Source organism: Pseudoalteromonas sp. NGC95 (assembly GCF_015864705.1).
GTDB lineage: Bacteria > Pseudomonadota > Gammaproteobacteria > Enterobacterales > Alteromonadaceae > Pseudoalteromonas > Pseudoalteromonas arctica.
On sequence record NZ_JADYWR010000042.1, the window covers coordinates 1 to 14,096 of the forward strand.

The window sequence follows — 14,096 nt, forward strand, 5'->3', positions numbered from 1 at the left end:
AAGAATCTGGCGCAGACGTGTTCGCACATTTTAGCGCAATCTCTGGCGACGGTTTTAAAACTTTAGCTGAAGGCCAACGTGTACAGTTTACTGTTACTCAAGGTCAAAAAGGCCCACAAGCTGAGAACATTGTTAGCATCTAATTGCTAAACAATTTAGTGGGTTAGAGATAACCCATTAATATATTTACCTTTATAATTATTTAGTCGAATATCTTCAAAACCTCCTCTGTAAATATTTTCCAAGCGCAATCTCATTTGTATACACAACTCATTAATTAGTACATTTTTAAACACATTTACTACTATCTCTCTTGAGCGAAAGCTTTGTATTGCCTACAATAGCGCATACTTCATTCAATATAGAATATGACCATGAACGACACTACCGCAAAACCTGCTTTACCAGATCGCCTTTCTATTAATCCACGTAGCCCACATCATGTGGAAGAAGTTTTTGAACACGATATTGGTATCACGTTCAACGGCAAAGAGCGTTTTGATGTTGAAGAATACTGCATCAGCGAAGGTTGGATAAAGTTTGCATCTCCAAAAGGCCTTGATCGTCGCGGACAACCACTTTTACTTACAAGAAAAGGCACTGTTGAAGCCTTTTATAAGTAAGCTAATACTACTTACTAAAAAAGCGACACCATATTGGGTAGTCGCTTTTTTTGTGCCCTTTTAATAGGTTGAGCTTTTTTCATGCCCAACCTGATGAAGTTTCATTATGATTTTTTAAAAAATATGTTTGAATAGCGCCATAATATTTAGACATATAGAAGTCCATAAGTGAAAAAGGTAACGATTTTAGATGGCGGCATGGGACGTGAACTTAAGCGCATTGGCGCTCCGTTCTCACAGCCACTTTGGAGTGCACAGGCACTTATAGAAGCTCCTCAATATGTAGCACAAGCTCACCAAGGTTTTATAGATGCTGGCGCCGAAATAATTACGGTTAATAGCTACGCTTGTGTGCCGTTTCATTTAGGTGAAGAACGCTACGAAAGCCAAGGCGCGTTACTCGCAGAGTAAGCTGCCCTTATTGCTAATAAAGCGGCAAATAATGCAAAGCAAAACGTACTGGTTGCAGGATCACTACCACCTGCATTTGGTTCATACCGTCCCGATTTATTTGAAAGTGAACGTGCTTTTACTATTTTAAATACCTTATACAATGCACAAAATCTCCATGTAGACCTCTGGCTTGGCGAAACAATATCGAGTATTGAAGAAGCACAAGTAATGGCAAGCGTACTTAAAGGCTCAACTAAGCCATGTTATTACGCATTTACCCTAAGTGACGAAGTAACTGAGCAGGCAACGCTGCGTTCAGGTGAGCTGGTAACCGATGCCATAACCGTACTACTTGAGCAGCAAAACATTGCAGGTATTTTCTTTAATTGCTCTATTCCTGAAGTTATTGAGCAAGCACTGCGTGATACTAATAACGTATTAACTAAGCAAAATAAAAAAGTAACGTTAGGCGCATTTGCTAACAGCTTTACTCCTATTTCAAGTGCTCACAAAGCAAATGAAGCAGTGCAAGACTACCGTGATTTATCTCCTGACGAGTATCTGGAATTTGCAAAACAATGGCATAGCCTTGGCGCTAATATTATTGGTGGTTGCTGCGGAATTAACCCAAGCCATATCGAAGCACTCGTGCAATGGAGAAATTCCATTGAAAAACCTTAACTTTGAGCTGGCTATTCCTGCAATTACATTAGTGATTACCTTATTAGTTATCTCAACTTTATATCCGGAGCAGTCACAATTATTAGCAAGCAACGCCATGCACTTTGTAACAGGCTGGTTTGGTTGGTTAGTAGAACTTGTGAGCTTGGCTTTAGTTGGTTTTTTATTTTGGTTAGCTTTTTCAAAGTACGGATCTATTAGATTAGGTGAAGAAAAAAAAGAGCACTCTAACTTTTCGTACGGCGGTATGATTTTTACCGCAGGTGTAGGTGCTTCTCTTATATATTGGGGAATTGGTGAGCCGATGTATTATTTGCAATCGCCACCATTTTTTGCCGAACCAAATAGCTACGCAGCAGCAGCTTGGTCTGTTACTTATTCTATTTTTCATTGGGGCGTGACTGGCTGGGCCATTTACTGCTTTCCGGCAATCCCGTTTGCGTACGCATTTTATGTACAAAAAAAGCGTACTTTAAAGCTCTCTACCCTTTGTGAACCGGTAGTAGGCAGTAATCCAGTTATCGCTAAAGCAATCGACTTACTGGCAATTTTTGGCACCCTTGCAGCTTTCGCAAGCTCGCTGGCGCTTACCGTATCTTTATTAAGTACTGGTATTTCTGCTTTGTTGGAGATTAAAAATAGCTTATTACTCCAAGGCAGTATTATTTTATTGTTTGTTTTAATGCTCGTTGCGGTAATGCTTGTTGGTTTTAAAAAAGGTACTAGCAAAGTGTCTGACTATACCGTGATAGCTGCAATATGCTTTGCCTTGTTTGTATTACTTGCAGCTGACTCTCAGTTTATTTTAAATAACTTTACTGACTCAATAGGTGTCATGCTCGATAACTTTTTTAGAATGTCGCTTTGGACCGATCCAGTTCAACAGGGCGGCTTTGCGCAATCGTGGACTCAATATTATTGGTTTTGGTATTACGCTTACTTAATTATGATGGGCCTTTTTATTACTCGCATTTCACGTGGGCGTACTATTAAAGAAGTTATTTTGTACACTATTTCGATGGGTTCGCTCGGCTGTGCATTTTTTATATCAATTTTTGGTGGTTATGCAGTATGGGCGCAGTTAGTTGGTGGCTTACCTGTTCAACAATGGATGAGCGAAGGCGGCTTAACGTTTGCTGTAGTGTCACTTATTCAAACTCTACCATCGGGTAATATTGGCTTAGTGTTATTTTTGGTTATTCAGTTTTTTTTAATGCTAACGACTATGTCAAGCGCAAGCGTTGCCACTGCTATGTTAACAACTAATAAGCTAGAGCTAAATGGCGACCCCGATCATAAAGTTAAGCTCCTATGGGCTGGTGCAATTGCACTCATTAGTTTTAGCGTATTTTTATGCGGTGGTGGGATAGATACCATTAAGTCACTCTGCGTTGTAGCTGGCCTGCCAATGATGTTTATTTACATGATTTTAGTAAAGCAATTAATGATGCAACTAAAGGGTGTAAATCAAATAGAAGCGCTTGAGCAGTATGAAAGTATAAATTCTGAAACGGTTAAAGTGAATTAGAAACATTTTAAGGCCTCATGTTATGAGGCCTTATTTACTATTACTGAGCATGTTACTACAGTATGAAAGAGGTCGCCTTTTAAAACAAAGAAGCCTTAGTATTTAAAATAAATCAGTATTAATTTAGCCGACGAGAGCCATACCACCAGCAACAACTAAGCGTTAAACTATTTTATCCAATTTGCTACCTGAACACGGGCAATTTTCATCATTTTGTTTAAGGCATTGTTGGTAATTAAACCAATGAGCTACAGCAATAAACGCTGAGCCTATTAAGGTTAGCGCTTTTTCGAGCACTTCATGGCCTAGCAATACGGCAAATATCATAAAAGCTAAGCCTGTTACACCAGACACCATATAACGTGTACGTTTATGTTTTTTACAGCCTAAACTCAATGCCAACAAACTGGTTGGCATTACCGCCGCAAGAATCCATAAATGAAATTGCTCACTATCTATTTGCATTACAGCAAAGCTTGGTAATAACGCCAAAATAACCGGGGTTGCAAAACAATGCACTGTGCACATTACCGATAACCCTATTGCCATACGATCCATAACACTTTGACTCGACTTCATTATTTCCTCTACTAAATCAGTGTCTCCACTCAAAAACGTTACTTTTAAGGAGACATTTTAATAACATCAGTTAATTACTGTTGATATATTATAACATTACTCGCATAATTGATATAATATAACATCTAACAAGGTAGTCAAATGAAACGTGAATCACAATTAGCTGTTCTCATAGCAGCTTTATTGCCGGCTAGTGTGCTTGCATCCACAATAGAAGGCGTTGTTTTAAACAACAAAGGTAAAGTAGTTACCAATGCAACGGTAGAAGTTGAAGGCTCAGATCTTAAAGTAACCACCGATGAAAACGGTAAATTTGTTATAACAGAACTAAAAAATGGCTTAAAAGAGCTTCACGTTGTAGCCCCTGGTTATGCGCATCTTCATCGCGATATAACAATAACTAATGATGAAAACCAATCGGTTACTTTTAATTTAAAGCGCTCGCCTATTGAAGTTATTGATATTGAAGCGACCCCTATTCATATGTCGGCAATGGAATCTGCATCGCCTGTTAGTGTTTTATCTGGCGAACAACTAAGACGACAACAAGCTGCAACCCTTGGCGACAGCCTTGAAAAACTCCCAGGCGTTAATACAAATTTTCACGGTAAAGTAGCCAGCACACCTATTATTCGTGGTTTAAGCGGCCCTCGCGTACTTATTACTCAAAATGGCCTTGATGTTAGTGATGTTTCGCGCGTTGGCCCCGATCACTCTGTTGCATCGGAGGCGTCTACCGCACAACAAATTGAAGTATTACGCGGCCCTGCAACGCTGTTTTATGGCAGTGGCGCAATTGGTGGTGTGGTTAATGTAGTAGATAACCGCGTACCTACCGACAGCACCACGCGTGGTGAATGGAACCTAGAACATAACTCGGTAGATAACCAAAAAGTGGCCTCGTTTAATGCCACCACAGGCACAGACTCGGTGGCTTTTTACGCCGATGCATTTTGGCGTGAGGCCGATGACTACGGGGTACCTGTAGCTGCCGATATAGATAGCGACGGTGAAGGCCATAGTAGCGATTACAAAGTTGAAAACAGTAATGAAGAGTCTGACGGTTTTACTGTTGGCGCTAGCTATTTAATGGATAACGGCTTTATTGGCTTAGCAGTAGAGCAATTTAATCGTCAATACGGTATTCCTGGTCATACGCACGGCGAGGAGGAAGAGGAAGAACACAACGACGAAGAAGAAAGCGTATTTGCTGATTTAGAGCAAACTAAAGTGCAATTATTAGGTGAGTACAACCTAGATAATAAATGGCTAAACAAAATAAATCTCCGCGCTGGCCATACCGACTACGAACACGCTGAAATTGAGAGCGGCGCTGTTGGCACTACCTTTAAAAACGAAACCAACGAATTACGCATAGATCTACTGCATAACCAATTTAACGAATGGAATGGCGGTATTAGCTTTCATTACAAGCAAAGCGATGTTGAAGCACAAGGTGAAGAGGCCTTTACTCCTCCATCAGAGACCGCAAGTTTTGCTGTAGCGTTAATGGAAGAAAGGCACTTTGGTGATTTTTTAGTGCAGGTAGGTGGGCGTATTGAGCGTGTAACCATTGAAGCAGGCGACGTATTGCTGCCAAATATTGACGCTCACGCACACGATGAAGCAGAAGAAGCCGACGAGCATGATCATGGCCACGAAGAAAGCGCAGAAACCATTCGCGTATTTGACGTAGAGCATGAATTTACACCAATCAGTTTATCGGCAGGCGTAGTTTGGGATTTTACACCTAACTATAACTTAGGGCTGTCGATATCGCGCTCTGAACGCGCACCTTCTGCCTCTGAGTTGTTATCGTTTGGGCCGCATATTGGTACTGGCACTTACGAAGTAGGCGCACTATTTGATTTAGATGAAGATGGCCATTTGGGTTTATCTGAACAAGCAATTGATCTGGAAACAGCCAATAATATCGATTTAACCCTACGTAAAACTCAAGGCGATGTTGGCTTTATTTTAAATGCCTTTTACAACCAAGTAGATAACTACTATTACCAAATAGACACCGGTTTATTCGCCGAAAGTGGACACGACCATGGCGATGAAGAAGAACTCGCTGACGAGCACGACCATTCATCAGAGCTACCCGTTTATTTATTTAAAACAGATGATGTAGTTTTACATGGTTTTGAAGCGCAAATTGCGTGGCAACTAACTAACGAGTTTAAGCTAGATGTATTCTCTGACTACGTTCGTGCACGCCTTAAAGACGGCGGCGATTTACCCCGTACACCACCGCTTCGTTTTGGCAGCGAACTAAGCTATCAAACAGATAAACTCAGTGCGCATATTCACGTAACTCGTTATCAAGAGCAAGACCGCACAGCCCCACAAGAAACAGCCACAGACGGTTACACCTTAGTTGATGCGAGCATCTCTTACGACCTTTCAGTGTTAAACCAAGATATGTCTGTGTACCTACGAGGCACTAACTTAACAGATACAGAAGCACGCGTGCACAGCTCGTTTATAAAGGATATAGCGCCACGTCCAGGACGTAGTTTTGCGCTAGGTATTCGCGGTTATTTTTAAGCGTTAAAAAATTATAATTAAAGGAAATAAACATGAAAAAACTATATCAATTAAAGCTTATTGCACTCGCTATTAGCGCTACATTTATTACGGCCTGTGGCGATGCAGAAACCAACATTGTGGAAAAAGATCCTATTGTTGTAGAAGACGAGCACAATCATGACGATGATCACGACCATGACGACGGCTATACCATAGACTCACTTGGCAGACTTGCCGTTCTGGCAGGTGACAGTAACGAAGCTAGCTTTTTTGATTTAGATAACAACGAATTACTTGATACATTTACACTAAACAATGACTCAAACACGTTATCTGCATCACCAGGCTTTCGTTATGCTGTTATTGCTAATCGTACTCAAGATTACCTAGGGTTTATAGACGGCGGTATGTGGCGCGAAGATCACGCAGAGCACTTGCATGATTATGAACAAGGCCCTGCGTTTAGCAGCTACGAGCTAACAAGTGGTAGTCGCCCTACACACTTAATAACTCACGACGGGCAATTAGCAATATTTTACGATGGCGATGCAGAAACCGGTACGCCTGCCTCAGTAGAAGTGCTAACCGATAACGATATTACCAATACAACAGCTACACTTACGGGCATTAACTACGACATTAACATGCATGGTGTAGCTGAGCCTCGCGGCGAGCATTTACTCTCAACCATTCGCCGCGACGATGCAAGTAATACATCTAATGCCAAAGTACTTCCCGATCAAGTGGGTGTTTATCATCTTCACGATGGTAATTACGAACTAGAGCAAACGTTTGAAATAACCTGCCCCGATTTACATGGCGCAGCACAAAATCACGATTATGTTGTATTTGGTTGTGGTGATGGTGTATTGATTGCCCATCAGCAAGGTGATGTATACAGCGCTCAAAAAGTTGTAAATATAGATGCCGTAGGCGATCAGCGCATTGGTACTTTGTACGGCCATAAAAGCAATGACACAATTTTTGGTATTGCCGCAGGGCATGATGGCAGTGGTTCAGTATTGCTTAGCATTCATCCTGAAAATGCCGAAATGGAAGAAGTAGAATGGCAACTTGCTGATGGCGCAAGTGCTGTTTCTTATTCTTTTTCAGCCAGTGGTGAACACTTTTTAATACTCGATAGCCTAGGCTTTTTAAATGTACTTACTGGGCGTGAACATGACGGTGAAATGCACTGGGAACTTGCAGGCCAAGTAGATATTACTCAAGCAGACGTAACCACAATGCCCGAAGGAATGAGCTTTAGTATGACAGTGGCGCAAAGTGGTCAGTTTGCTTATATTGCCGATCCAATTGCTCAACACATAGTGCAAGTGCACCTAGAAGACCTAGAAATTGAAAGTGAGCTAGAGTTAACTTTTCCACCCGCAAGCATTACCTGGTTAGGGATTGCACAAGAAATAGAAGATGAAGATCACAACCATTAATTTAAAACTAACGCTTTAAATTAAAGCCACAAAACAAAAAACCCGTAATTAGGTTTACTAATTACGGGTTTTTACAGCTATTTATTTAGCTCTATTGTTACTTACGGCGCCAGCCACTCCATACATCATCTACATCATCGGCTTTATTTTTTTTCTTTTTCTTGCCTGTGCCTTCTGGTTTTGCCATTGGCTTTTCATTTTTAAGCGCCTCGGCAGCATCAAGATTAGCTTGGTTTACAGCAAAACCGGTTACTTCTTCACGTTCAAGACGTAGTTTGTTTTTCTTCTCGATTACTTTAAAGTGATGCAAGTCTTCATAGTCAACCAATGAAAGTGCTAAGCCTACTTCACCAGCACGGCCGCTTCGACCAATACGGTGCATATAATCAGCAGGACTGCGTGGTAGATTAAAGTTTATTACCACTGGCAGCTTTTCAATATCCAAACCACGCGCAGCAATATCGGTTGCGATAAGTACTTCGATTTCGCCCGCTTTAAATTTTTCTATTACACGAGTACGCTCACTTTGGCCTTTATCGCCATGAAATACTTGTGCGTTAACACCGCGTTTTTCAAGCTTAGCCGCTAGGTGCTCACAGTCTTTTTTAGCGTTCACAAAAATCAATGCTTGGCGCCATTTATGGGTTTTAATTAAATGTGCTAAAACTGTGGTTTTTTCACCTTTGTTTACGGTAAAAACACGCTGTACTAAGGTGCTTTCATCTTTGTTTTGTACTTGTATTTCAACTGGGTCGTTTAAAAGCTCTTGCGTTAATAGCTTAACTTGCTCAGGGAAAGTTGCTGAAAACAACATGGTTTGTTTTTTAGCAGGCATTAACGTTAAAAGATCAGCCAGCTCTTCGGTAAAGCCAAGGCTTAACATGCGGTCGGCTTCATCAAGCACAAGCGTAGTTACATTATCGAGCTTAATCGCATTGCTTGAGATTAAATCGAGTAAGCGCCCTGGTGTTGCCACAATAATATCAGCGCCACCACGAAGAGCCTGCATTTGTGTATTAACCGACACACCACCAAACACTGCAACCGTTTTAATTGCGCCATTAAAATTTGCAGAATACGATTTAACGCTATCGGCCACCTGCGTAGCAAGCTCACGCGTCGGCACTAAAATAAGCCCTGTTACAAAGTTACCTTTGCTCTCAGCATTTTTACCGCCTTGCTCTAGGAAAGCTTTTTGTAACATAGGCAACGCAAACGTTGCCGTTTTACCTGAGCCAGTATTTGCCCCTGCAATTAGGTCACTGCCCGCAAGCACACTAGGTATAGCCTTAGCTTGAATAGGTGTAGGCTGGGTATATTCCAAATCGGTTAAACGAGCTAATAGCTCTGGAATAAGGCCAAGTTCGGAAAAAGTGCTAGGGCTTGTGGCTGAGGTCATATTTATTACGGGCTTATTGCTAAAAAAGTAGCCTGTAATTTTAGCGTATTTAGCGCTTATTAAGTAGAGATTAGTGATTTAAATATCAGCGGCGTGTTGTAAAGGTAACTGTAAGCGCAGGCTACCCCCGCGCATTGTCCTTTTATATTACTGGGTTTTATTTAACTGTGTTTGTAATCTACTTTTAGTCTCTTTTAAGGTATCTAAATAGGGGTATGTGGTATCTACGACATTTAAAGCAGCCTCTATTTTAATAAGTGCCTGTTGTATATTACCTTGTAATTCATAGCCATAACCTAACCCCCATAGTGCATCAACAGATTGTGAGTGATGCTTAACATTATGCTTAAATACTGCCACAGCCCGCTCATATTGCTGCATATTTACTAGGTTGTAACCAAGTTGCCTAACAGCCGCCTCTGGAGGTGTTATTTGCTCCCCCCATTGCTGAGATAACTTTTTATAATAAACATCAATAGATTCTATATCATCGCTTAAAGCACTCATGGGCATTTGTTTGGGTAAAAATAAATGATGATAAGCATTAAAGGCCCCAGCGGCAGATGTTAAGTTATGCGATACATTTTCAAATGCGTCACTGAAAAAGCGTAAATTTGGCAAGCTATTAGATTGTAAAGCTTGCTGCAGCTCATTATATCGCTCACGCATTAAGCCAGCTTCTTCGCCAATATTTATATAAACATAGTTATTCAGGTCTTTTGATTTATTGATAAACGAATTAGTCGCTTTTACCGGTGCGCCATAGTTCCACCAAACGGCAGGGCTGTAAGCAATATGCGCTTGGAAAAGTTCAGGGTTAGCTTGCATAGTATAAAGTGCAAACACGCCTGCTGCTGAGCCTCCAGCAATCACATTAAAGTTATGCGTACGATAGCTTTTATTAATCAAGGGCATAAGCTCTTGCTCAATAAATGCTAAAAACTTTGCTGCGCCTCCGCCTTCACCTACCGGGCCTTGTGGCTCTTTATTAACTGTGGGGTATAAATCTCTTAAGCGATTAGTGTTTTCAATAGCGACAATAATAACCTCAGGCGCACGATTATTATTTTGTAAGCGCTCAATAACAGCACTGGCAAGCGGTATATTACCCGCGCCATCTAAGCGATATATAACAGGATATACCTTGTTTGGCTCAGATTGATAGCTCTTAGGTAACTGAACGACAACTGTGCGTTCTTCGTTTAAAACAGCCGATTTAAATGTATGTGTGTGTTGCGGATAGCCAATGGTTTGCTGTTTTAAATCAGGCTCTGCAAGTGTGTTATTGGAAACTATAAATAAACTACCTATAAAAACAGCGGTTAATAAACGCATGACTAATCCTTTAGAAAATAGTGTGTTATTTAATCTAACAGGCTTTGAGGTACAAAAAAAGGCGCATTGAGCGCCTTTTTATCTTTAACAGGTAATTACCAACCTTTTGATTTTACTCAACCGTAACCGATTTAGCTAAGTTACGTGGTTGGTCAACGTCAGTGCCTTTAATTACCGCTACGTAGTACGACAGTAGCTGCAATGGCAAGGTGTAAACAATTGGCGCAATAATGTCGTCAGTGTGGTTTACGTTGATTACACGCATTGTGTCGTCTGACTCAAAGTGTGAATCTTTATCAGCGAATACGTAAATAATGCCGCCACGTGCGCGCACTTCTTCTACGTTTGATTTAAGTTTTTCTAGCAATTCGTTATTTGGTGCTACAACAATAATTGGCATGTCGGCATCAATAAGCGCGAGTGGGCCATGTTTTAGCTCGCCAGCGGCGTAGGCTTCTGCATGAATGTACGAAATCTCTTTAAGCTTAAGCGCGCCTTCCATTGCAATTGGGTATTGCGAGCCACGGCCTAAAAACAGTGAGTGGTGTTTGTCGGCAAACTCTTCTGCAAGATCTGCAATACCATCAGCGAGTAATAATGTTTCTTCTAACTTAGCTGGAAGTACTTTAATTGCATTTACAATTGCGCTTTGATCAAGGCCTTTTTCCTGCGCTATAGACGCAGTAAGCATTAACAAACCAACTAACTGCGTAGTAAATGCTTTAGTAGATGCCACGCCTATTTCAGCGCCTGCTTTAGTCATAAAGGCAAGGTCTGATTCGCGTACAAGCGATGAACCAGGTACGTTACAAATAGTCATTGAGGCCATGTAACCTTGCTCTTTAGCTAGGCGTAATGCAGCTAGCGTATCGGCAGTTTCACCCGATTGAGAAATAGTAACAAGTAAGCTATTTTCATGAACAAACGACTGACGGTATCTAAATTCAGAAGCTATTTCTACATTACAGCTAACGCCTGCAAACTGCTCAAGCCAGTAACGTGCAACCATACCTGAATGGTAAGACGTACCACAGGCAATAATTTGCACATGTTTTACATCTTTAAATATTTGCTGAGCGCTTTCGCCAAAGGCATCAATTGCTACACGGTCGTCGTTTAAACGCCCTTCAAGAGTATTACGTACAGCAAGTGGCTGCTCGTAAATTTCTTTTAGCATGTAGTGACGGTAATCGCCTTTGCCTGATGCATCTTGCGTAATGTTTGATTCAATCACTTCACGCTCAACTGCGTTACCGTCTGCATCAAAAATTTCTACTGTGTCACGTGTAATACGTGCTACGTCGCCTTCTTCTAAAAAGATGAAGCTACGAGTAACAGGTAGTAATGCTAACTGATCAGACGCAATAAAGTTTTCGCCAAGGCCTAAACCAATAACAAGAGGACTACCTGAGCGCGCTACAATGATTTCGTTGTCGTTGTCTTTATCAAATACAACAGTACCAAAGGCGCCTTCAAACTGTTTAACAGCTGCTTGTACTGATGCAAGTAACGTTGTGTGTTGTTTACGAAGTTGGTGAATTAAATGCACCATTACTTCTGTATCAGTGTCTGATAAGAATTCGTAACCATCTGCTTTAAGTGCTGTACGTAGGCTAGCGTGGTTTTCAATAATACCGTTGTGCACAAGTGCTAACTGGTTGTTTGATACATGTGGGTGTGCATTTGCTTCTGTAACGCTACCATGTGTTGCCCAGCGTGTATGTGCAATACCTGTATGACCGCTAACACCTGCTTTTTCTAGAGCTGCTTCTACGTTAACTACTTTACCTACTGCTTTAACAGTATTAAGTGTGTTGCCATCAAGCAATGCTACGCCTGCTGAGTCATAACCACGGTATTCAAGACGTTTAAGGCCTTCAACTAAAATTTTGTTTACTGGACGTTCTGCAACTGCCCCAACTATTCCACACATAGTGTCTCCATTAATTTTTTAATTCTAGTAACTCACTTTGTAGTTACTATTCAATAATCTCTGCGCAAATTAGTTTTACACCACACGCCTCAATTGCTTTGCGTTTTTCGTCTGCTAAGCCATTGTCGGTTATTAATGTGGTTACTATTTTCCACGGTAATTCTAAATTTGGTATTTTTCGGCCAATCTTATCTGATTCAACCATTACAATTACTTCACGAGCGGCTTTTGCCATTACTTGGCTCAAACCAACTAACTCATTAAAAGTCGTTGTGCCGCGCTTTACGTCTATACCATCCGCACCAATAAATAGCTGATCAAAATCGTAAGAACATAATACATTTTCAGCAACTTGCCCCTGAAATGACTCAGAATGTGGATCCCACGTTCCGCCGGTCATTAAAAGTGTCGGCTCGTTCTCGAGTGCTAATAAACGACTCGCTACTTTAATTGCGTTGGTCATAACAACTAGCCCACGCTTATCAGCAAGCTCAGGGATCATAGCTGCCGTAGTGCGTCCGCTATCAATAATAATGCGGTTATGATCTTTTATAAGCGTTGCTGCAGCTTTTGCTATAGCCACTTTGCGCTTTGAATCTATTTCATCGCTAACAATTTCTTTAGGTAGTGCAATAGCACCACCGTAGCGGCGAAGTAATAAGCCACTTTTTTCAAGCGAGGTTAAATCTTTTCGAATGGTTACTTCAGATGTTTGAAACTGCTGTGCTAACTTTTCAACGGCTACTTCACCTAATTCATTAACTTGAACCAGTATATTGTGACGACGCTGCTGTGTGTTTCGTTTAGTCATAAAGCTCGTGAATTAAGTTTCATTTCGAAAGTTATGCGATTTTAAACGAAACAACTTAAATGGCAAGTGAACGAGCAAAAAAAACACAGTTTTATTCTAATAATAATAAAACTAAAAGTACGGTAAGCTGTAACTAATTAAGTTATAAAGATAAATACAATGCAGTCATTTAACAGTATCAGTAAAGAATACTTAGCACAGCGAAAGCAAGCAGGTGAAACCTGCCGTTTATTTAATAAGAGCCCAAGTAAAGGCAACTTAAAACGTATCAAAGAGTTATTTTTAAAGTCGGGTGATGGTGTAATTATAGAATCAGGTTTTCATTGCGATTACGGCAATCAAATAGTTATTGGTGACCGTACTTTTATGAATATTAATTGCACACTTCTCGACTCGCCATTAGCCAATCACTCAATCACCATTGGTGATGACTGTTTAATAGGCCCGAACGTTCAGCTTTTAGCTGTGTCACATGCTACTAATCCAGCAAAAAGGCTTAATAAGGAAAACTTTGCAGCACCTATCGCGTTAGGCAATAACGTATGGGTTGGCGCAGGTGCAATTATTTTAGCGGGTGTGAGTATTGGTGAAAGTAGTGTTGTGGGTGCGGGTGCTGTGGTTACTAAAAATGTAATGCCTAATACTGTAGTAGCGGGTAACCCAGCTCATGAAATAAGAACATTGTAGCTATTCTCGATGTAATTTTAACATCGGGAGTCGCTGCGCTCGCCCGCCCTACGTGATAGGTGTTAATGTGAGTGTGTATTAATTACGCGCATTTCACTTTTCTGCAGACGTAAAAAAGCCCGAATCGTTAGATTCGGGCTTTCT

11 protein-coding genes and 1 pseudogene are annotated in these 14,096 nt (G+C 41.0%); 7 read left to right on the forward strand and 5 right to left on the reverse strand.

The annotated features are described in order from the left end of the window. The 4 genes and pseudogenes from I6E70_RS20070 to I6E70_RS20085 form a co-directional block, all read left to right on the forward strand. On the forward strand, window positions 1-143 hold a 143-nt coding region (locus tag I6E70_RS20070; protein WP_197161945.1), incomplete at its 5' end, for a cold-shock protein. Between the two features lie 231 nt (window positions 144-374). After that, the gene (locus I6E70_RS20075; RefSeq protein WP_002963088.1) at window positions 375-623 is read left to right on the forward strand and encodes a DUF3297 family protein; all 249 of its coding nucleotides are present in this window, start codon (window positions 375-377) and stop codon (window positions 621-623) included. A gap of 168 nt (window positions 624-791) precedes the next feature. Beyond that, a pseudogene (locus tag I6E70_RS20080) lies at window positions 792-1,697 on the forward strand (homocysteine S-methyltransferase family protein). Then, the gene (locus I6E70_RS20085) at window positions 1,684-3,225 is read left to right on the forward strand and encodes a BCCT family transporter (protein WP_197189455.1); all 1,542 of its coding nucleotides are present in this window, start codon (window positions 1,684-1,686) and stop codon (window positions 3,223-3,225) included. The pseudogene I6E70_RS20080 and the gene I6E70_RS20085 overlap by 14 nt, the downstream one beginning before the upstream one ends. Before the next feature lie 162 nt (window positions 3,226-3,387). Here the strand turns inward: I6E70_RS20085 and I6E70_RS20090 are convergent, their stop codons facing one another. Then, window positions 3,388-3,804, reverse strand: a complete 417-nt coding sequence (locus I6E70_RS20090) for a MerC domain-containing protein (protein WP_197189462.1) — start codon at window positions 3,802-3,804, stop codon at window positions 3,388-3,390. Between the two features lie 141 nt (window positions 3,805-3,945). Between I6E70_RS20090 and I6E70_RS20095 the strand changes: the two genes are divergently transcribed. Continuing rightward, window positions 3,946-6,357 carry a TonB-dependent receptor gene (locus I6E70_RS20095; protein WP_197189456.1) on the forward strand — a complete coding sequence of 804 codons (2,412 nt, stop codon included), beginning with the start codon at window positions 3,946-3,948 and terminating at the stop codon, window positions 6,355-6,357. 32 nt (window positions 6,358-6,389) lie between these two features. After that, a complete protein-coding gene (locus I6E70_RS20100) occupies window positions 6,390-7,787 on the forward strand; it encodes a 5-methyltetrahydrofolate--homocysteine methyltransferase (RefSeq protein ID WP_197189457.1) in 1,398 nt (465 codons plus the stop codon). A 97-nt stretch (window positions 7,788-7,884) separates the two neighbouring features. Here the strand turns inward: I6E70_RS20100 and I6E70_RS20105 are convergent, their stop codons facing one another. The 4 genes from I6E70_RS20105 to I6E70_RS20120 form a co-directional block, all read right to left on the reverse strand. Continuing rightward, window positions 7,885-9,186 carry a DEAD/DEAH box helicase gene (locus I6E70_RS20105; protein WP_197189458.1) on the reverse strand — a complete coding sequence of 434 codons (1,302 nt, stop codon included), beginning with the start codon at window positions 9,184-9,186 and terminating at the stop codon, window positions 7,885-7,887. Window positions 9,187-9,333: 147 nt separating this feature from the next. Beyond that, window positions 9,334-10,521 (reverse strand): alpha/beta hydrolase-fold protein, encoded by a 1,188-nt coding sequence (locus I6E70_RS20110; RefSeq protein WP_197189459.1) that lies wholly within the window; start codon window positions 10,519-10,521, stop codon window positions 9,334-9,336. Window positions 10,522-10,633: 112 nt separating this feature from the next. Next, window positions 10,634-12,454: a glutamine--fructose-6-phosphate transaminase (isomerizing) gene (gene glmS / locus I6E70_RS20115; RefSeq protein ID WP_007580413.1), complete on the reverse strand. Its 1,821-nt coding sequence runs from the start codon at window positions 12,452-12,454 to the stop codon at window positions 10,634-10,636. Window positions 12,455-12,500: 46 nt separating this feature from the next. Next, a complete protein-coding gene (locus I6E70_RS20120; protein ID WP_197189460.1) occupies window positions 12,501-13,265 on the reverse strand; it encodes a DeoR/GlpR family DNA-binding transcription regulator in 765 nt (254 codons plus the stop codon). Window positions 13,266-13,424: 159 nt separating this feature from the next. Here I6E70_RS20120 and I6E70_RS20125 point away from each other — a divergent pair, with 159 nt between their 5' ends. After that, window positions 13,425-13,952, forward strand: coding sequence for a sugar O-acetyltransferase (locus tag I6E70_RS20125; RefSeq protein WP_197189461.1), 528 nt, complete (start codon window positions 13,425-13,427; stop codon window positions 13,950-13,952). The last annotated feature ends 144 nt before the right edge of the window (window positions 13,953-14,096 follow it).